The organism is Methylomarinovum tepidoasis, assembly GCF_030294985.1.
In the GTDB taxonomy this organism is placed as follows: domain Bacteria; phylum Pseudomonadota; class Gammaproteobacteria; order Methylococcales; family Methylothermaceae; genus Methylohalobius; species Methylohalobius tepidoasis.
In genome coordinates, this window is sequence record NZ_AP024718.1 from 755,357 (window position 1) to 773,401 (window position 18,045).

21 protein-coding genes are annotated in these 18,045 nt (G+C 66.5%); 13 read left to right on the forward strand and 8 right to left on the reverse strand.

From position 1 onward, the window contains the following. The first annotated feature begins 59 nt into the window (after positions 1-59). The 5 genes from MIN45_RS03735 (at position 60) to MIN45_RS03755 (ending at position 3,059) form a co-directional block, all read left to right on the forward strand. A complete protein-coding gene (locus MIN45_RS03735) occupies positions 60-440 on the forward strand; it encodes a copper resistance CopC family protein (RefSeq protein WP_286293460.1) in 381 nt (126 codons plus the stop codon). Beyond that, complete coding sequence (locus MIN45_RS03740; RefSeq protein ID WP_286293461.1) at positions 437-1,057, forward strand: hypothetical protein; 621 nt, start codon at positions 437-439, stop codon at positions 1,055-1,057. The genes MIN45_RS03735 and MIN45_RS03740 overlap by 4 nt, the downstream gene beginning before the upstream one ends. Beyond that, positions 1,029-2,168: a PepSY-associated TM helix domain-containing protein gene (locus tag MIN45_RS03745; RefSeq protein WP_286293462.1), complete on the forward strand. Its 1,140-nt coding sequence runs from the start codon at positions 1,029-1,031 to the stop codon at positions 2,166-2,168. Before MIN45_RS03740 ends, MIN45_RS03745 begins: the two co-directional genes overlap by 29 nt. Next, positions 2,137-2,478, forward strand: a complete 342-nt coding sequence (locus MIN45_RS03750; RefSeq protein WP_286293463.1) for a DUF3147 family protein — start codon at positions 2,137-2,139, stop codon at positions 2,476-2,478. Before MIN45_RS03745 ends, MIN45_RS03750 begins: the two co-directional genes overlap by 32 nt. Positions 2,479-2,540: 62 nt before the next feature. Next, entirely contained in the window at positions 2,541-3,059 is a 519-nt protein-coding gene (locus MIN45_RS03755; RefSeq protein ID WP_286293464.1) for a hypothetical protein, read from the forward strand. A 23-nt stretch (positions 3,060-3,082) separates the two neighbouring features. On the opposite strand, the gene MIN45_RS03760 is transcribed toward MIN45_RS03755, so the two are convergent. From MIN45_RS03760 to purE, 8 genes are read right to left on the reverse strand one after another with little or no spacing between them, the layout of a single operon-like run. Then, positions 3,083-3,664 carry a putative metalloprotease CJM1_0395 family protein gene (locus tag MIN45_RS03760; protein WP_286293466.1) on the reverse strand — a complete coding sequence of 194 codons (582 nt, stop codon included), beginning with the start codon at positions 3,662-3,664 and terminating at the stop codon, positions 3,083-3,085. A 55-nt stretch (positions 3,665-3,719) separates the two neighbouring features. Beyond that, on the reverse strand, positions 3,720-4,742 hold the full coding sequence (locus MIN45_RS03765; RefSeq protein WP_286293468.1) for a M14 family metallopeptidase: 1,023 nt from the start codon (positions 4,740-4,742) through the stop codon (positions 3,720-3,722). Beyond that, positions 4,730-6,148, reverse strand: a complete 1,419-nt coding sequence (locus MIN45_RS03770) for a glutamate-cysteine ligase family protein (protein WP_286293470.1) — start codon at positions 6,146-6,148, stop codon at positions 4,730-4,732. Before MIN45_RS03770 ends, MIN45_RS03765 begins: the two co-directional genes overlap by 13 nt. A gap of 25 nt (positions 6,149-6,173) precedes the next feature. Continuing rightward, on the reverse strand, positions 6,174-7,010 hold the full coding sequence (locus tag MIN45_RS03775) for a PHP domain-containing protein (RefSeq protein WP_286293472.1): 837 nt from the start codon (positions 7,008-7,010) through the stop codon (positions 6,174-6,176). After that, positions 7,007-8,830, reverse strand: a complete 1,824-nt coding sequence (locus tag MIN45_RS03780) for an ABC transporter ATP-binding protein (RefSeq protein ID WP_286293473.1) — start codon at positions 8,828-8,830, stop codon at positions 7,007-7,009. Before MIN45_RS03780 ends, MIN45_RS03775 begins: the two co-directional genes overlap by 4 nt. Positions 8,831-8,834: 4 nt before the next feature. Continuing rightward, entirely contained in the window at positions 8,835-10,781 is a 1,947-nt protein-coding gene (locus MIN45_RS03785; protein WP_286293474.1) for a GumC family protein, read from the reverse strand. A 26-nt stretch (positions 10,782-10,807) separates the two neighbouring features. Further along, positions 10,808-11,887: a 5-(carboxyamino)imidazole ribonucleotide synthase gene (locus tag MIN45_RS03790; RefSeq protein WP_286293475.1), complete on the reverse strand. Its 1,080-nt coding sequence runs from the start codon at positions 11,885-11,887 to the stop codon at positions 10,808-10,810. Beyond that, on the reverse strand, positions 11,884-12,387 hold the full coding sequence (gene purE, locus MIN45_RS03795) for a 5-(carboxyamino)imidazole ribonucleotide mutase (RefSeq protein WP_286293476.1): 504 nt from the start codon (positions 12,385-12,387) through the stop codon (positions 11,884-11,886). Before purE ends, MIN45_RS03790 begins: the two co-directional genes overlap by 4 nt. A 155-nt stretch (positions 12,388-12,542) precedes the next feature. On the opposite strand from purE, the gene MIN45_RS03800 reads away from it, so the two are divergent. The 8 genes from MIN45_RS03800 (at position 12,543) to MIN45_RS03835 (ending at position 17,847) form a co-directional block, all read left to right on the forward strand. Then, positions 12,543-12,992, forward strand: a complete 450-nt coding sequence (locus MIN45_RS03800) for a DUF1931 family protein (protein WP_286293477.1) — start codon at positions 12,543-12,545, stop codon at positions 12,990-12,992. Between the two features lie 110 nt (positions 12,993-13,102). Beyond that, the gene (locus MIN45_RS03805; protein WP_286293478.1) at positions 13,103-13,732 is read left to right on the forward strand and encodes a MotA/TolQ/ExbB proton channel family protein; all 630 of its coding nucleotides are present in this window, start codon (positions 13,103-13,105) and stop codon (positions 13,730-13,732) included. Then, on the forward strand, positions 13,729-14,145 hold the full coding sequence (locus tag MIN45_RS03810) for an ExbD/TolR family protein (RefSeq protein ID WP_286293479.1): 417 nt from the start codon (positions 13,729-13,731) through the stop codon (positions 14,143-14,145). Before MIN45_RS03805 ends, MIN45_RS03810 begins: the two co-directional genes overlap by 4 nt. A gap of 4 nt (positions 14,146-14,149) precedes the next feature. Beyond that, positions 14,150-14,344, forward strand: coding sequence for a Trm112 family protein (locus MIN45_RS03815; RefSeq protein WP_286293480.1), 195 nt, complete (start codon positions 14,150-14,152; stop codon positions 14,342-14,344). After that, positions 14,341-15,105 carry a 3-deoxy-manno-octulosonate cytidylyltransferase gene (kdsB, locus tag MIN45_RS03820; protein WP_286293481.1) on the forward strand — a complete coding sequence of 255 codons (765 nt, stop codon included), beginning with the start codon at positions 14,341-14,343 and terminating at the stop codon, positions 15,103-15,105. Before MIN45_RS03815 ends, kdsB begins: the two co-directional genes overlap by 4 nt. Before the next feature lie 24 nt (positions 15,106-15,129). Continuing rightward, a complete protein-coding gene (locus MIN45_RS03825; RefSeq protein WP_286293482.1) occupies positions 15,130-15,615 on the forward strand; it encodes a low molecular weight protein-tyrosine-phosphatase in 486 nt (161 codons plus the stop codon). A 1-nt stretch (position 15,616) separates the two neighbouring features. Next, positions 15,617-17,110 carry a glucose-6-phosphate dehydrogenase gene (zwf, locus tag MIN45_RS03830; protein WP_286293483.1) on the forward strand — a complete coding sequence of 498 codons (1,494 nt, stop codon included), beginning with the start codon at positions 15,617-15,619 and terminating at the stop codon, positions 17,108-17,110. Next, positions 17,107-17,847 carry a dienelactone hydrolase family protein gene (locus MIN45_RS03835; protein ID WP_286293484.1) on the forward strand — a complete coding sequence of 247 codons (741 nt, stop codon included), beginning with the start codon at positions 17,107-17,109 and terminating at the stop codon, positions 17,845-17,847. The genes zwf and MIN45_RS03835 overlap by 4 nt, the downstream gene beginning before the upstream one ends. The last annotated feature ends 198 nt before the right edge of the window (positions 17,848-18,045 follow it).

The window sequence follows — 18,045 nt, forward strand, 5'->3', positions numbered from 1 at the left end:
GCCGGAACTAACCCCCGCATGGACAATCCAATCCTGCGGTTCGAATCAAGAGGATCTTTATGGCCACGAAACGATTGTTGCTGTTCTGGCTGGCGACCTTGCTGCCGTTGTGGGCCCAGGCCCATGCCATTCTGGTGGAGGCCAATCCGGCTCCGAAATCGGTCATCAAGGTGAGCGAGGCGCCCAGGGAAATCTGGCTCCGCTTCGACGCTGGCGTCGGTGAACGCTATCTGGCGCTGGCGGTGATCGACCGCAGCCGCAAGAAGCGGGTGGACGCCAAGGATGCCGACCGCGATTTCACCGATCCCAGTATCGTGCGGGCGAGCTTCAAGGAACCGCTCCAGCCGGGCAAATATATGGTCCGCTACCGGGTCCAGTCCGCCGACACCCACATCATCACGGGCCGTTTCCAGTTCACCGTCGTCGAGGATGACCAATGAACCTGCGTATTTTCGTTACCCTGCTGGCGTTGCTGGTCGCTGGCTTCTCACTTCCCGGACAGGCCGCCCCCAACATGAAGGGACGCGCCTGCATGATCACCACCGACTTCTATATCGTCCATTTCTCGGCCTTCCAGCCTCCGGCCAAGAAGCCGGAAACCGACGCCGAGCGCAAGGAGGCCTTCCGTCCCTACTGTCATGAGCTGCCGCGCACCGGCACCACCTATTTCGGCATGGACTTCATCGACCGCGACGTGCGGCAGATGCCCATCAGCATGAAAGTGGTGGAGGAAAAACCGACTGCCGGCGAGGAAGGCAAACCGCAGGTCGTGCGGGTGGTCAAGGAAGTTCCGCCCACGCTGTATCCGCAGGGGGTCGCCGATCTGCGGGTGAATTTCGACAAGCCGGGACACTACGCCCTGATCATCCAGTTCGGCGGCGAGGACGCGCTGGAGGAGGACATCATGCGGGTTCCGCTGACCGTGGCCCTGAGTTCGCCCTGGAAGCATATTCCCTTCCTCAAATACGCTGCGGTAGCCGCCATCGTGGTGTTCTTCACCATGGTGATCTTCTTCATTTCCCATTTCCGTGGCGCCCGCAAAGCCACGCAGGCGTAAATCCCACAGCCACCGCTGGCCGATCACCGGCCGGCGGTGGGCTTTCCGCCTGCACCGCTGGCTGGCCCTGGGCACCGCCCTGTTGCTGGTGCTGCTGGGGCTGAGCGGCAGCCTCCTGGTCTATCGCGACCCGCTGTACCGGCTGCTGCACCCCCAAACCCGGATTCAGATCGATGGGCAACCCGCACCCCTGGGACGCCTGCTCGATGCCGCTTTCACCTTGTATCCCCCCGACTCCGGCGTCTGGCGGCTGGTGCTGCCCGGGCGGGCCGGCGAGCCGGCCAAGGCCACTTACGTCAGCGACGACCCCTTCGAAGGCCCGGAAGGGGAGGTGATCGTCTGGATCGATCCGTACCGTGCCGAAGTCCTGCGTGCCTTCGAGAAGGACAGGGACTGGTTCGAGGGGTGGTTGTACCGCTTCCATTCCACCTGGCTGCTGGAGGAAGGCAAGCTGCTCACCGCCGCCCTGGGGACGGTGCTGGTGATCCTCATCGCCACCGGCCTGTCCCTGTGGTGGCCGACCCGCCGCCGCCTGCACCTGAATCTGGCCGGCAGCCACCGCTGGCTGGGGGCCCTGGGCAGTCCGCTGCTGCTGTTCAGCACCCTCACCGGGCTCTATCTCGCCATCCCCCACGCCTGGCTGCCAGCACTGTATCCGGCCGTGGTCAGCGAGCCGCGCCCGCCTGTCCTCGAGCCGGCGGACACCGCGCCGCTGGACATCGACACGCTGGTGGCCCGCATCGTCCGCCGGCATCCACGCCTGGAACTGCGGGCCCTGACGCCGCCGCGCAGCGAAACCGACCCCTGGCTGCTGGAATTTCACCGCCAGGGGAGTTACGATGCGCCGCCAAGCTGGGACAAACTCTGGGTCGATCCCTGGCGCGCTCGCATCGCCGGCCGGATTGCGCCGCCGCCCACCTGGCGGGAGACGCTGCTGTGCTGGATGTTCCCGCTTCATAGCGGCGCAGCCATCCCGCCTGGAACCCTGCCGTTGCTGGCTCTCACCGGCCTGCTGCCCCTGCCGCTGGCCGGTACCGGCCTGTGGCTGTGGCTGCGACACCGGATCAGGAAGCGACACCGTGCTCTATCTGCTCGCCAAAACCGTCATTAACGCCCTCATCATCACCGCCGCCAGCGAAGCGGCCAAGCGCAGCCCGCTGATCGGCGCGGTGCTGGCGTCGATCCCGCTGGTTTCGGTACTGGCGATGATCTGGATGTACCACGAGCAGCACGACGTGGCCCAGATCGCCGCCTTCGCCCGCGACATCTTGTGGCTGGTGCTGCCGTCTCTGCTGCTGTTCGCAATCCTCCCGCCGCTGTTGCAGCGGGGACTGCATTTCTATCTCAGCCTCGCCATCGCCATCGCCGTCACCGTCGCCGGTTATGGCCTGATGGTGGTATGGTTGCGCCGTGGCGGTTGATTTCCCCCGCCGCAAACCCTATTTTCCCTAAGAAAAAGCAACTTTTTGGAGGAAAAACTGCGATGAGCGAGGCAAAACAACTGTGGGGCCGGCCCCTGCAGCAGTGGTTGATCGGCGGCGGTATTCTGCTGGCCCTGATCGTCGGCTGGGCCCTGTTCTCCAGCGAGGAGGCGCAATATCAGGAGAAGGACAAGGTACTGGCCCGCTGTCAGGACAACTATCTGCGCGGCTGGATCAAACGGGTACGGGCCACCGGTTACGAAGTCAAGTTCGACAAGGACACCCAGCCGATCCTGTGCACCCCCTATCTCTGGAAACCGATGTTTCTGGAGCCTTATCAGCCGGTCACGGAGGTCGAGGTCGGGGGGACGTCCTACAAAATCGGTGACAAGGTGGCCTTCGACATCAAGGTGGAAAAGAAGCGCTACAAACTGATCGCCGAAATCGTCGATCTCACCGCCGACGGCAAGGTCCGGCTCAAGGTGGTCGATGGCGATCCCCTGGCGCGGGGTTACTATGACCAGCACATCGGTTCCAACTATATCGCCCTGGACCGCTTCAAGCTGACCAAGGTCCACTGAGAACCCGGCGTCAGGGCCAGCCTTCAGCCATAGAGATCCAACTCCAGCGACGCCTCGGCGTCGGTGACCCGAACGTGGCCGTAGGCGCTGATGTCCGCTTCCTGCCCTGCGTTCCGGCGCAGGGGATTGTCGCCGCCATCCTGACGCTGCTGGATCTCGATCTGCGCCTTCATCGCCATCGCTGCCGCCGCGGCGGCGACGCTGCGGTCCTGGGGCGAGGGATCGCCGGGGGCGAGGGCGGCACGGCGGATGGTTTCCGCCTTGCGCAAGGTCGCCTCGGGATCGCTGGGAACCGGCGAGGTGTCGATGTTGATGTGACCGCCGATGGCATAGCGCTGGCCGTCCGGTCCCACTTGGTATTCGAACGACGGCCCGCCCAGGGCGTAGGAACCGGCAGCGGCCAGATGGGCCATCTCATGGGCCCGCACCTCCCGGTCGCGCTGGCGCAGTCGTTCCACCTGCCGCAGCTGGGCCTGATCCAGTTGCAGGCGGTCCGTCACGGCGGCCTTGGCTTTTCCCTCGCTTTCGGCGCCACGGCCTGCCACCGGAGAACCGGCCACCTGCACGTGGGGAAGAAACGCCTGGGAGGCGGAAGGAACCTGCACACCTGTCACCATAGAGATTGACCCTTTGCCGTTAGCGGCCGCTACCCCGGATTCTTTAGGGATCGGTTTCGTCCAGACGCTCCATCAGATAGCACAGGCAGTCCTGGCGGATGACGCGCTCGTCCAGAGTCAGCATCGACGGCATCACCCGCTGGCGCTGGACCAGCCTGCCGCTTTCGACGGCGAAATAGCGCCCCGTCACCTCCCGGCCTTCCTCGTCCACCACCTGCACTGGCATGCGTTCGGTGTGCACCTCGCCCCAGGCGACGCCGGGGGGCAGCTCGGTGAAGTTGAGGTGGTCCAGGTCGCCGCGCAGCACCAGATCGGCGCTCTCGTCGTGGAAGCTGAAGCGGATGTGGTCGGGAATCCTGACCTGAGCCACGGTGTGAAACAGGTCGATGGCGCCGCGGCCGATGGGTTTGTCGGGCACCTGGCGCAGATGCAGGCAGGTGTCGATGAAATCGGCGGCATGGGCCGCGCCGCGCTCCACCCCGGGCTTGCCGCATTCCAGGGTCACCGCCGGGCACAGTTCGGCAAAAGCCAGCGACTGCACCCCGCGGGGCCGGAGGAAATACACCACCAGGTGACCGAACAGCGCCGCCAGGTTGAGGAACGGCCGCGCCAGTCTGTTGACACAGGCGTAGTGGGGATTGCGGCCGGTGTTGTTGTGGACGTCGACGCTGGCGAACACCCGGCGCCGGCGCATGATCTCCCACACCTGCCGCATCAGCCGCACTTCCGGGCAATCCGGGTGGTCGGTTCCCGGCCAGACCCGGTTGTAGTCCGGCTGGCCGTCGAGCCGCCGCATTCCCGCCGCCGCAGCGGCGACATTGCCGAAGAACACCGACAGGGAACGCGGTAGCGGCGCAGCCCGGTATTTTCGCAGAAGGCGCTGGACCGCCTGCAGCCCGGTCACCTCGTTTCCGTGCAGCAGCACGGAAACGAACAGGGGCCGCGCCTCGCGGCCCGGAAGATGCAGCAGGGTGGGGCCCGGCAGCAGGGTGTGCAGGTCGCGGGCCTTGATGTCGAGCAGACCTTCAGGAACGCGGTCGATTTGATACAGGGTCAGATCGGCCATGTATGGACAGGGTCTCCTTGGCGTTGATGACGAAGATAGGCCGCTGTCAGGGCGATGAAGTCACGCCCGTGGACGGCGGCGAAGCGGCGCTGCCACAGGGCGCCGTTCTGGTCGGCCAGCACCCGCTGGCGCACGATGTCGAGATAGAATTCACGGTCGCGGCGGCATATCCCTAACCGCTGCAGACCCTCCCGCGCCAGCGGGATCAGCTCGTCACGCAGCAGTCTGGACAGGTGCCAGCGCTGGCCTCCGGCCCAGATCACCCGCGCCTCCCAGCCGTGTTTGGCGGCGCGATAGAAATTGTCCCGGGCGACGGCGAAGGGCAGGGGCTTTTCGTGGCTGAGGGACTCGGCCAGCCCGTAGTACAGCGCCGCGTTGGCGATCATGTCCACCAGGGTCGGGCCGGCGGGCAGTACCCGGTGCTCGATACGGAAATGGGGGGTGCCGTCGGCGTCGAACCCCACCAGCGGGCGGTTCCAGCGCCAGATGGTGCCGTTGTGCAGGCGCAGGTGGGCCAGCTTCTCCGGCGGGGTGTCGAAGCAGATCGGCAGCAGCGGCGGAAAGTGCCGCAGGTTCTCCTCGAACACCTCGCTCAGCCGGCGGCGGGCGTAGCCGCTGCCGAAGCCGACCCGGCGCAGGGGGCCGCGCACCGCCGCCCCGTAACCGCCCACTTCGATGGCTTGCTCGAACAGGGGGATGCGGGTTTCGGCCCACAGATCGCGGCCGAACAGGAACGGCGAATTGGCCCCGGCCGCCACTGTTGCCGCCGAAGCGACGATCGATGCGTTATAGAGGGCCACCGCCCGCTCCCGGGGGGCCTGCAGATGGATCTGGAATGAGGTGGCGGCCGACTCCAGCATGACGTCGTGATGCAGACACCTGAGGTGTTCGAGGCCGTGGATGTCCAGCCGCAGCGGCTGGCCGCCGCGCTGTTTCAGGATCTGCTCGTTGAGCGCCAGATAGCGGTTCAGCGGCGACATGTTGGCCAGGCTGAGATCGGCCTGCCGCAACGTGGGCAGGATGCCGATCATCAACAGCGCCAGATCGAGGCGGCGGGCGCAGGCATCGGCTCGGCGCCACAGCTGCGCCAAATCGTGATGGAAGCGGCGCAAAGCGTCCTCACGCAGCGGACGGGGCCGATTGTTGAGCTCGACGTTGAAGCGCGCCAGCTCCGCCGAAGCCAGGGGATCGGCCAGGGCCTTAAGATAGCGGACGTTGTCCGGCGCCGGGCGCAGCCGGCGGTCCACCAGCCAGGCCTCGATTTCGAAGCCGCCCACCGGCTCGCGCCCGGAAAGATGGCCCTCGTGCTCCAGCACCCGCAGCAGGTGGGTTTCTTCGGCGACCCGGCGGCGGAAGCGCTCGAAATCCGCCGGCGTGAAGCGGATACGTTCGATTTCCTGGCCCAAGTTGAGCGATCTCCTCGGTCGAAGGTTACAGATTGAAGGCGTTCCACACCGGCTCGACGCCCGGCGGCAGCGGCGCCAGCCGCCCGAGATCGATCCAGGGAAAGGCCGGATCGTGGAAATCGGACCCCACCGACCCGGCCAGGCGGTAACGGCGGGCGTAATCGGCGCAGGTGGCGATCTGGTTGGGGGAGCTGTTGCCGCTGACCACCTCCAGCCCCACCCCGCCGGCGGACTGGAAGGCCGACAGAAAGCGCCGCAGCCAGCTGGCGGTGAGCTGATAGCGCAGCGGATGGGCCAGCACCGCGACGCCGCCGGCGGCGCGGATCCATTCCAGAGCCTCTTCCAGCCCGGCCCAGCGGGTGGCGACGTAACCGGGTTTGCCCCGCACCAGATAGCGGTCGAAGACGTCGGCCACCGAAGCGGCATAATCCTGGGCCACCAGAAAGCGGGCGAAGTGGGTGCGGGTGATCATACCCCCGCCGGCCATTTCCTCCACCGCCGCCAGACTGCCCTCGATGCCGTGTCTGGCCAGATTCTCGGCCATCGCCGCCGCCCGCTCGCGGCGGATCCGCTGCAGGCCGGCCAAGCCCCGACACAGGATTTCGTTGGTGGGATCGACACCCAGACCGAGGATGTGGAAGCATCGCCTCTCCCAGGTGACGGAGATCTCCACCCCGGCGATCAGGCGGACACCGAGCGCCTCGGCGGCGCGGCGGGCGCTCGCGATACCGGCGACGCTGTCGTGGTCGGTGAGGGCCAGATGACGCACGCCATTGGCCGCCGCCCGGCTCACCACCTGTGGCGGGGACAGGGCGCCGTCGGAGGCGGTGGAATGACAGTGGAGATCGAACGCCGAGGTCATGGCAAAGCCTGCTGGCGTTCGCCGTAAAGCCTGGCGTAGAGGCCGCCCTGGGCTAGGAGATCGGCATGGCCGCCCTGTTCGCAGATGCGGCCGTCCTCGAATACGTAGACCCGGTCGGCCTGTTTCACGGCGCTGAGACGGTGGGCGACGATCACCGTGGTGCGGCGCGCCAGGAAGCGGGACAGCGCTTCGTGGAGCCGCTGCTCGGTTTCGGTGTCCAGCGCCGAGGTGGCCTCGTCGAAGATCACCACCTTCGGCTCGGCCAGAATCATGCGGGCGATGGCGAGGCGCTGGCGCTGCCCTCCGGAAAGGCGCATGCCGCTACGGCCGATGACGGTGTCCAGACCGGCGGGCAGGGCGGCGACGGTGTCGGCGAGCTGGGCGGTCTCCAGGGCCCGCCACAGGCGGCGGTCGTCCAGATCGCGGCCCAGGGTCAGGTTGGCGCGGATGGTGTCGTTGAACAGCACCGGCTGCTGCAGCACCGTGGCCACGTGTTCGCGCACCACTTCCATGCCGATGCGGGTGATGGGCTCGCCGTCGTAATAGACCATTCCCCGCGTCGGCGCGTAGAGGCCGATGAGCACCTGCACCAGGGTGGACTTGCCACCGCCGCTGGCGCCCACCAGGGCTATCTTTTCGCCCGCACCGACGTCGAGGCTCACGCCTTTGAGGACTTCGTCCCCCTGATCGTAGCGGAAATGCAAGTCCTCGACCCGGATGGACACCGTGGGCTTGCCGCGGAAGGGATTGACCCGATGCGGATAACGCGGCTCCTGGCGCAACGCCAGCAGACGGTTGATCCGCGCCAGCGCCGCCTGAGCGCTGTAGAAGGCGTACTGGATGCCGAGCAGTTCCTGCACCGGCCCCATCATGAACCACAGGTAACCGAACACCGCCAGCATCTGGCCGATGCTGAGGTCGGAAAACAGCACCATGGTCATGGCGGTAGCGCGGAACAGATCGACGCCGTGGAGGAAGACCACGAAGCTGAAACGGTTGAGGGCGTCGCTTTTCCAGGCATACTGCCCGGCACGGTGGCGCACCTGGTCGGCGTGATCGCGCAGGCGCTCGAAGTAATAACGCTCGCGGTTGCTGGCGCGGATCTGCTGGATGGCGTCCAGGGTTTCGGTCAGGGCCTGCTGGAACGCCTCCAGAGCGCCGTTTTCCTTCTTCTTGAGCTGCTTGACCCGTTTGCCCAGGGCGCGGGTGAAGTAGATCACCAGGGGATTGAGACAGAGGATGAACAAGGCCAGGGGCCAGTGGATCCACAGCAGGATCGCCGCAGTGCCGACGATGGTGAGCGCGGCGATGAGAGAGCGGCTGATGGTGGCGCCGAGAAACTGGTCCAGGGTGTCGACATCGGTGACCAGGTGGGTGACCACGGTGCCGCTGCCGAGGGATTCGTATTCCGCCATCGACACCCGTTCCAGGCGCTTGAGCAGATCGGTGCGCAGCCGGTAGGTGACGTCCTTGGAAATCTCGGTAAACTGGCGCGTCTGCCAGACGTTGAAGCCCAGGGCCGCCAGGCGCAGCAGGAACGACAGCACCAGCACCGCGCCGATGTACCACAGGGCCCGGTCCCAGGGGAACGCCGCCGGCGGCGGCAACCAGCGGTCGATGAAAGCGGTCACCGGTCCCGGATGCCCCAGCAGGACCTCGTCCACCAGGGTCGGGATCAGCAGCGGCACCGGCACCGCCGCCAGGGCCGCCAGCAGCGCCACCGCCTGGGCCAGGAGCAGCTTGCGCCGGTGGCGCAGGCTCAAGCGGATCAGGGTGCGCCAGTCGTAGCGGCGCGGTGGCAGGGCGGCGGTGCGGGACATGGCTTCAAGAACGCAGACAGGGATGGACCGGGTCGATCTGGTCCACGTCTTTGTCCGCTGCGATGGTGAGCGGCCGGTAACGGCTCAGGTCCTTCAGCGTCAGGGGCCCGACGATGGCTTCCAGCCGGGCCAGTTTCAGCCCCTGGCGGAGCAGATGAACGATGCAGGCATGACGCAGCGCTTCCGGGGTTACGCTTTCCGGGTCTTCGAGCCCGGCTTCCACCGCGGCCAGATAGAGCAACTTGCGGACCGCTTCCGGATCACCAGGCACTAGGGGCGTCCCCCCGCTGGCCGCCAGCCAAGTCTTCAACCGCGGCGCCAGGGGCAGGGAGCGCCGGTGCGGGGGCGGGACCAGCAGGCGCGCATGGGCCAGATCCACATCCGTGGTTTCCAGGCGGGTCAACTCCTCCGGGGTCAGGCCGCTGAGGAGCAGGGCGACGGTCTGGCGGGTCTTCAGGTCGGCGCGGTCGATCAGGCGGTTCAGCGTTTCGGTATCGAGCTCCTGGGGCTGGGAAGGCAGCCTTTCCGGGGCCGTTTCCGTCCTGAGGGCTTCGGCCGGCGGCGGCGGGGAAAACAGGGGAGCCTGACGGGGATCGGCATAAACGTGCACCCCGGCGAGGGTCAGGCGGGTGTCCGGCAGCCGTGCTTCCCGCCGGGTCAGGAATTCCAGCAGCCAGACCGCCGCCAGTCCCAGCCCGAAGGCGAGCAGCGCCACCACCCCAGCGTCACGCCAGTAATGGGGCCGGATGGGGCTTTCCGGCGCGTAGGCCTTTTCGACCACCTCCACCTGGGGATACTGTTCCAGCTGCTTGACCTCCAGCTGGGTGATGCGGGCCTGCAGCTCGCGCTGCTGTTCTTCCAGCTGTTCCAGATCCTTCACCAGCGACTCGTGCTCGGCGAAGCGGGTGCTGAATTCCTGCGCCTGGCGTTTGTGCGCCTCCAGCTGGCGCCGGGTTTCCGCCACCGTCTGGAGGGCGGCGGCGTAATCCTGTTGCGCCTGGGCCAGCACCGCCCGGCGGCCCCGTTCCACCAGCGCCGCGATCTTGGCCTCCACTTCCCGCAGCTGCTGCGGCACTTTGCGGTAGGCGGGATTGAGGCGGATGTACTGGGGAGTGAAGCGCTGTTTCATGGCGGTCAACTGCTCACGCAGCGCCTGGGCCCGCTGCTCCAGCACCGCCAGTACCTGCTGGTCTTCCTCGGGGACCACCGGCTTGCCGGCGGCGACCGCCGCCTTCACCGCCTCCAGGCGCGACCTGGCCTCGACCACCGCCTCGTTGGCCTTGTTGAGGGCCTCGGTCAGACCGTTGAGACGGGCGAGCGCGGTGTTTTCCCCGCGCTCCAGGGAAGCGATGTCGTAACGCTGGCGGAAATCCTCCAGAGCCTTGCGGCGGGCGGCGATCTTGCCCTGAAGCGCCGCCAGCCGCTCACGCAGCGCCCGCAGGGTGGCGCCGGTGGAAGCCTCGATCTCCCGTGCCCGCACCTCCCGGTAGACCTCGACCCAGGTGTTGACCAGGGGGGCGAGCAGATCGCGGTCCGGGCCTTCGGCGATCAGGCGCACCAGATTGGTGTCGGGCACCGGTTCCACCCGCAGCATCTCCCTCACTGCCGCCGGGGTCAGGCCCGGCGGCAGGCGGCCGTCCCATTCCAGCCGCTCGAGGGTTTCCTCCAACAGCGGCTGGCCGGTGAGCAGGACGCGCTGGATGGCGATGTGCTGGGGATCGACGACGACCTCATCGGCATCGACCGCCGGCGGCGGGGTGGTCAGCAAGGTGGCGCCGGCCTGATAGATCGCCGGCCGCAAGAAAACGATCAGCCAGCCCAGCAGCAGGGTCGCGGCGGCGACAGCGGCGAACACCAGAACACGGCGCTGCCGGTACCAGGGCAGAGGCGGGACGCTGGCGGGCGGGGCCGGTTCCGGCCCGGAAATGCGTTCCACGGGGATCTGTGCCATCGTCTCACCTCGTTCGGCTGATGATCTTAGGGTAACAGGGCCAGCAGATGGTGCAGGCGCGCCTCCAGGGCCTTGGCCGAGGCCGCCCGCACCGTGGCGTGACCGACCTTGCGTCCCGGCCGCTCGGCTTTGCCATAGAAATGGCAGTGGACGCCCGGCTGCGCCAGCACGTCGGCCAGCGCCGGCAGCACGCCGATGAAATTCACCATCGCCGTATGTCCCACCGGCTCGGTGCCGCCCAGGGGCAGGTCGAGGATGGCGCGCAGGTGGTTTTCGAACTGGCTGACTTCCGCCCCCTCGATGGTCCAGTGACCGGAGTTGTGCACCCTGGGCGCCATCTCGTTGGCCAGCAGACGGCCGTTCACCTCGAACAGCTCCAGTGCTAAGACCCCGACATAATCGAGACGTTCAAGCAGGCGGCGGGCGTATTCCTGGGCCTGCGCCGCGGCGGCATCCCCCGGGCGGCAGCGGGCGAGATGAAGGATGCCGCTTTTGTGGACGTTCTCGCTGAGGGGATAGAAGGCCGTCTCGCCGCTGGCGCGGCGCACGGCGATGACCGAGACCTCGCGGTCGAAGGGAATGAAGCCCTCGCCGATCAGCGGCCGGCCTGCCAGCTCGGCCCAGGCGGCATCCATGTCGGCGGCGGTGCGGATCAGAAACTGCCCCTTGCCGTCGTAGCCGAAACGGCGGGTCTTGACCAGGAAAGGCCAACCCAGGCACTTGGGCGCCTCCGCCAGATCCTCCCGGCTGTCGATGGCGACGAAGGGCGGGGTGGGAATGTCGAGGCTGCGAAACAGCGATTTCTCCTGCAGGCGGTCGCGGCTTTCGGCCAAGGCCGTCAGCGGCGGATGGATGCGGGCGCGGTCCTGCAGCCTGCTCAGGCCCTCCAGGGAGACGTTCTCGAATTCGTAGGTGATGACCTGGCAGGTGTCGGCCAGCCGCGCCAGCGCCTCCGGATCGTCGTAGGGGGCGACCAGATGTTCGGCCAAAGGGCCGGCGCAGGCGTCCGGAGCCGGGTCGAGGACGGCGAAATCCAGCCCCAGGGGGTAACCGGCCAGGATCAGCATCCGCGCCAGCTGACCGCCGCCGATGATGCCGATCTTCATGACGCCGCCTCGCGGGGATCGGGACGGGCCAGCACGGCCTCGGTCTGGCGCTGGCGGTAGGCGCTGAGGGCGGCGTCGATCCCCGGGTGTTCCGGAGCCAGAATCGCCGCCGCCAGCAGCGCGGCGTTGACCGCCCCGGCGCGGCCGATGGCCAGAGTGCCGACCGGAACCCCGGCCGGCATCTGCACGATCGACAGCAGCGAGTCCAGGCCGTTGAGGGTGCGCGACTGCACCGGCACCCCGAGCACCGGCAGGGTGGTCTTGGCCGCCGCCATGCCCGGCAGGTGGGCGGCTCCGCCGGCGCCGGCGATGATGACCCGAAGGCCGCGCTCCCTGGCGCTGCCGGCGTATTCGAACAGCAGGTCCGGGGTGCGGTGGGCGGAAACGATGCGCACCTCGAAGGGGACTTCGAGCTGCTCCAGCATGTCGGTGGCATGGTGCATGGTGTCCCAGTCGGATTGGGAACCCATGATCACGCCCACGAGAGGTTGGGTGGTCATGGAATTTTTGTCACGCTGAATGGTTGCGGCGATGTTATTATGACAAAATTCTGCCGTTCCGGCGGCGGTTCCCGGTTCGCCGCTCTTGAGAAACGGCCGGCCGGCCCCCAGATTCGCCGCCTAACCCACTCACAAAGAACAAGGAGATCCAACCGATGAGCATCATGGGCATCAGCCAGTTCGAGCGCTTTTTCCGCGAAGCCGCGTCCCTGGACGTGGACAAGGACGACCTCAAGCGCCTGTCGGACTTCATCGACCAGAAGCTGCACGACCTGCTGCTGATGGGCGTGGCCACCGCCAAGGCCAACGGTCGTGACGTCATCCTGGTGCACGACCTGCCGATCACCAAGGGATTGCAGGAAAGCATCCACCAGTTCCGCAAGATGGACCTGGCCCTGGAGCTGCAGCCGATCCTGGACCAGTTGGCCAAACTGCCGCCGCTGGAACTGGCCTACGGCGAGGACGTGGAAACCAGGCTGCCGGAAATCGTCGGCGGCCTGACCTACGCCATGGCCAAGACCTTCAAGATCATCGACCCGGCGCTGAAAAATCCCCAGACAGAGCACTGGAACCGGGTCGCCGACATCTTCAGTCTGCTGCTATAAGCCGCAACCGGATCATCCTGCCGGCAAAGCCCGCCTTCGTGCGGGCTTTTTACCGCCTGTCGGCCGAGACTGGGTTACAATTAACCGGTTTTCCCCGAGGAGATCCGAGCGTGTTGGAAATCATCGAAGCGGGCGGCTGGCTCATGTGGCCGATCCTGGCCTGTTCCGTGCTGGCGACCGCCATCGTCTGCGAACGCTTCTGGAGCCTTCGGACCGCCCGCATCATCCCACCGCACCTGGTCACCCAGGTCTGGCGCATGTTCCGCAAGGGGGAACTGGATGCGAACCACATCCGGCAACTGCAGACCAGCTCCCCGTTGGGGGCGATTCTGGCCGCCGGCCTGAGCAACTACCGCTACGGCCGCGAGGTGATGAAGGAGGCGATCGAGGACGTGGGCCGTCAGGTAGCCCACGAGCTGGAGCGGTTCCTCGATCTGCTCGGCACCATCGCTTCGGTCACCCCGCTGCTGGGCCTGCTGGGCACGGTGATGGGGATGATCAAGGTCTTCAGCGCCATCACCGCCGTCGGCGTCGGCGATCCCAAGGTGCTCGCCGGCGGCATCTCCGAGGCCCTCATCACCACCGCGGCCGGATTGTCGGTGGCGATTCCGGCCCTGATTTTCTACCGCCACTTTCAGGCCAAGGTGCAGGATCTGGTGCTGAAAATGGAAAACGAGGCCCTGCGCTTCCTGGACATCATGTACAGCGAAACCGACCACGAGGATTCGAAAGGAGAATGAACTTCCGCACCACCCGGCGCGAGCGCCTCGAACTGAGCCTGACGCCGATGATCGACGTGGTGTTTCTGCTGCTGATCTTCTTCATGGTCACCACCACCTTCGACCGCCAGGCCCGCCTCAAGCTCGAGCTGCCCAAGGCCAAAAGCGCGGTCCAAAGCCCCCAGCAGAAACCGCTGGAGGTGGTCATCGACGCCGAAGGTCACTACTACATCGGCGGGCACGAATTGATCAACACTCGCCTGGAGACCCTGAAAAAAGCCATACGACGGGCGCTGCAGCAGGGCGCCCGGCCGGTAGTGGTCATCGTCGCCGACAAGCGCACCCCCCATCAGGCGGTGATCCGGGTGCTCGACGCTTCCCGCCAACTGGGTCTGAGCCACATATCCTTCGCCACCGAAACCACCCAAGAGTGAACCGATGGACAAGAAACTCCTGGACATCCTGGTCTGCCCGGTCTGCAAGGGCAAACTGATCTACGCCCCCGAGACCGAAGAGCTGATCTGCAAGGCCGACCGACTGGCCTATCCGATCCGCGACGACATTCCGGTGATGCTCGAAGAGGAGGCCCGCAAGCTGAGCCTGGAGGAATACGACCGTATCAAGGACCGATGACCGGCTTCAAGATCGTCATCCCCGCCCGCGCCGCCTCCTCGCGCCTGCCCGACAAGCCCCTGCTGCGCCTGGCCGGGGAGCCGATGATCGTCCACGTCTGCCGCCAGGCGCTCAAGGCCGACGCCGACGAGGTGGTAGTCGCCACCGACGACGTCCGCATCGCCGAGGCCGCTCGCGGTGCCGGCGTGGAGGCGGTTCTGACCTGCCCGTCCCACACCAGCGGCACCGAAAGGATCGAGGAGGCCGCCCGCCTTAAGGGCTGGGACGACGACACCATCGTGGTCAACTGGCAGGGGGACGAGCCGTTGCTGGACCCGCACCTGGTCAACCGCCTGGCCTGCGACCTGGATGAACATCCGGACGCCATGGTCGCCACCCTGGCGGCGCCGGCGAGCGAGACCGAGATCTTCAATCCCAACGCCGTCAAGGTGGTCATGGACCAGGCCGGCTATGCCCTTTATTTCAGCCGCGCTCCCATTCCCTGGCATCGCGAATCCTTCGCCACCGACCGCCCCGATCTCGCCGCCGCCTGTTGCTGGCGCCACATCGGCGTCTACGCCTACCGGGTGGGGCTGCTGCACCGCTACGTGCACTGGCCGCCGGCGCCGCTGGAGCAGGCCGAGGCGCTTGAACAATTGCGCATCCTGTGGCACGGTGAGCGCATCGTCGTGCTGACCGTGGATCATGCGCCGGAACCGGGCGTGGACACCCGCGAGGATCTGGAAAGGGTGAACCATGTGCTGCGGCAGCGTCAGGGCTGAAACCACCATTTCGAGGTAAGCGTCATGATTCGTATCCTGTTCGTGTGCATGGGCAACATCTGCCGTTCCCCCATGGCCGAAGGGGTGTTCCAGAAACTGCTGGAACGGGAGGGGCTGGCCGATCAGGTCATGATCGATTCCGCCGGCACCCACGCCTATCACCTGGGCAAGTCCCCGGACGAGCGCGCCATCCGCGCCGCCCGCGAGCGCGGCATCGACATCTCCCACCTGCGCGCCCGCCAGGTGGAGCCAGGGGATTTCGAGGAATTCGACCTGGTTCTGGTGATGGACGAGCAGAACTACGACACCCTGCTGTTTACCGGTGCCCGCAAGTATCAGCACAAACTGGGGTATCTCCTCGACTACGCCCCCCATCTCAAGACCCGCAACCTGCCCGATCCCTACTACGGAACCGAACCGGGCTTCGACCGCGTCCTCGACATGATCGAAGACGCCTGCGAAGGTCTGCTCGCCCATCTGCAGGAACGCCGCCAACGACAGGCGCCCTGACGTGGCCACACCGCAACCCTGCGCCTTCGCCATTTTCGGCGCCACCGGGCATCTGGCCCGGACCAAGCTGCTGCCGGCCCTCTACCGCCTCGATGAGGCCGGGCGCCTGGGCGGGCCGACCCGGATCGTCGGCGTCGGCCGCCGGGACTGGGACGCGGCCACCTGGCGCGGCATCCTCGCCGAGCAGCTCGGCGAACGCCTGACCCTCGACGATGCCGCCCTGGCCCGCTTTCTGGAACGCCTGCATTTCGTCCCAGTGGACCTGGACCGGCCGCAGACCTTCGCCAACCTGGCCGCCACCGTAGCCAAGCCGGATTTTCCGCCCAACTGGGTGTTCTATCTGTCGATCCCGCCACAACAGTACGCCGAGGTGGCCCGCCACCTCGCCGCTCACGGTCTCAACCGTGAGGATCACGGCTGGCGCCGTCTGGTGGTGGAAAAACCGTTCGGTTACGACCTGGAAAGCGCCCGCGTTCTCGATCACAGCTTGCACCGCGATTTCGCCGAGTCGCAGATCTACCGCATCGATCACTATCTCGGCAAGGAAACGGTCCAGAACATTCTGGTGTTCCGCTTCGCCAACCTGCTGCTGGAACCGCTCTGGAACCGCAATCACATCGACCACGTCCAGATCACCCACGCGGAAACCGCCGGCGTCGAAGGCCGGGCCGGCTATTACGACGGCACCGGCGCCCTGCGCGACATGATCCAGAGCCACTTGCTGCAGATGTTGGCGATGGTGGCGATGGAACCGCCGCCGCGCCTGGACGCCGAGTCCCTGCGCGACGAGAAGGTCAAGGCCCTCAAGTCGGTGCGGCCGATCCGCCCCGACGCGGTCCACGCCCACGCCTTCCGGGCCCAGTACACCCGCGGCCGGGTCGGCGACCGGGAAGTGCCCGGCTATCTGGAGGAAGAAGGCGTCGCCCCCGACAGCACCACCGAAACCTACGCCGCCCTCAAACTCTATCTGGACAACTGGCGCTGGCGCGGCGTGCCCTTCTACCTGCGCACCGGCAAGCGCCTGGCCCGGGACCGGGCCCTGGTCGCCATCCGCTTCAAGCATCCCCCACAACAGCTGTTCCGCAGCGCTCACATCGAACGCCTCGAACCCAACTGGCTCCTGCTCGGCATCCAGCCGGACCAATGCATCCGCGCCGAAGTTTACGTGCGCGAACGGGGCACGGCGATGAAAATCCACAAGGTTCAGCTCGACGCCACCACCTGCGGCATCGACCTCGACCGACTGGGAGCCTACGAAACCTTGCTTCTGGACGTGATCGCCGGCGACCACTCCCTGTTCCTGCGCAGTGACGAGGTGCTGTGGGCGTGGCGGGTGGTGGACCCGGTCCTCAAGACCTGGGCGGTGGAACGCGACTACATACCCACCTATCCGGCCGGCAGCTGGGGGCCGGAGGAAGCCCGCGCCCTGTTCGACCGCGACGACCATCATTGGCGCAACGGTTTGGAAACCGATTCGGAGGAGGACACGCGATGACGATTCAGACCCGTGAAGTGGAATATTTCGACGGTGACACCCGCCTGGTCGGCTTTCTCGCCTGGGACGACGCCCGCACCGTCCCCATGCCCGGGGTGCTGATCGCCCACATGTGGGGCGGGCGCGAAGCATTCGTCTGCGACAAGGCGGTGGCTCTGGCGGAGCTGGGCTATGCCGGCTTCGCTCTGGATCTCTACGGCGACGCCAGGACCGGCAGCGGCCCGGAGGAAAACGCCCGCTTGATGCAGCCGTTCCTCGACGACCGCACCCTGCTGCAGCGGCGCATGATCCTGTCCTGGGAGACCATGCGCCGCCAGTCCATGGTCGATCCCGCCCAGACCGCCGCCATCGGCTACTGCTTCGGCGGCCTGTGCGTGCTCGATCTGGCCCGCACCGGCACCGAAGTGGGCGGGGTGGTCAGCTTCCACGGCCTGCTCAAGCCGCCGGGCAACACCGCCGGCAACCCGATCAAGGCCAAGGTGCTGGTGCTCCACGGCCACGACGATCCCATGGTGCCGGTGGAAGACGTGGTCGCCCTGGAAACCGAGCTGACCGAGGCCGGTTGCGACTGGCAGGTGCACGTCTACGGTCACACCCTGCACGCCTTCACCAACCCCAAAGCGAACGATCCGGCTTTCGGCACCGTCTATAACCCGGACGCCGACCGGCGCTCGTGGATCGAAATGCGGAACTTCCTGGACGAACTGTTCAACGCCCGGTCAACCACCCCTCCCTGAAGGAAGGGGCTTGTGGAGAAATCCACAAGCCCGGGGTTGACCAGGGAAAGCTGTAACCAACCGGCTACGTTGCAGGTAAGGCCAAAAGACCCACCCTGGGATGCTTCCTCAGTCCCAGGCTCTGGAAGTCCCGGTTGCAGACAAGGGCCGGGTACCCACGAAACGGACCGGGACAGCGGGCCGGCCTGCAACATTCCC

Excerpts from the sequence above, each read along its gene's own strand:
- purE (WP_286293476.1), bottom strand. The coding sequence starts at position 12,387 with ATGACCACCCAACCTCTCGTGGGCGTGATCATGGGTTCCCAATCCGAC.
- kdsB (WP_286293481.1), top strand. The coding sequence starts at position 14,341 with ATGACCGGCTTCAAGATCGTCATCCCCGCCCGCGCCGCCTCCTCGCGC.
- MIN45_RS03755 (WP_286293464.1), top strand. The coding sequence starts at position 2,541 with ATGAGCGAGGCAAAACAACTGTGGGGCCGGCCCCTGCAGCAGTGGTTG.
- MIN45_RS03765 (WP_286293468.1), bottom strand. The coding sequence starts at position 4,742 with ATGGCCGATCTGACCCTGTATCAAATCGACCGCGTTCCTGAAGGTCTG.
- MIN45_RS03775 (WP_286293472.1), bottom strand. The coding sequence starts at position 7,010 with ATGACCTCGGCGTTCGATCTCCACTGTCATTCCACCGCCTCCGACGGC.
- MIN45_RS03735 (WP_286293460.1), top strand. The coding sequence starts at position 60 with ATGGCCACGAAACGATTGTTGCTGTTCTGGCTGGCGACCTTGCTGCCG.
- MIN45_RS03815 (WP_286293480.1), top strand. The coding sequence starts at position 14,150 with ATGGACAAGAAACTCCTGGACATCCTGGTCTGCCCGGTCTGCAAGGGC.
- MIN45_RS03800 (WP_286293477.1), top strand. The coding sequence starts at position 12,543 with ATGAGCATCATGGGCATCAGCCAGTTCGAGCGCTTTTTCCGCGAAGCC.
- MIN45_RS03740 (WP_286293461.1), top strand. The coding sequence starts at position 437 with ATGAACCTGCGTATTTTCGTTACCCTGCTGGCGTTGCTGGTCGCTGGC.
- MIN45_RS03835 (WP_286293484.1), top strand. The coding sequence starts at position 17,107 with ATGACGATTCAGACCCGTGAAGTGGAATATTTCGACGGTGACACCCGC.
- MIN45_RS03785 (WP_286293474.1), bottom strand. The coding sequence starts at position 10,781 with ATGGCACAGATCCCCGTGGAACGCATTTCCGGGCCGGAACCGGCCCCG.
- MIN45_RS03825 (WP_286293482.1), top strand. The coding sequence starts at position 15,130 with ATGATTCGTATCCTGTTCGTGTGCATGGGCAACATCTGCCGTTCCCCC.
- MIN45_RS03790 (WP_286293475.1), bottom strand. The coding sequence starts at position 11,887 with ATGAAGATCGGCATCATCGGCGGCGGTCAGCTGGCGCGGATGCTGATC.
- MIN45_RS03780 (WP_286293473.1), bottom strand. The coding sequence starts at position 8,830 with ATGTCCCGCACCGCCGCCCTGCCACCGCGCCGCTACGACTGGCGCACC.
- MIN45_RS03810 (WP_286293479.1), top strand. The coding sequence starts at position 13,729 with ATGAACTTCCGCACCACCCGGCGCGAGCGCCTCGAACTGAGCCTGACG.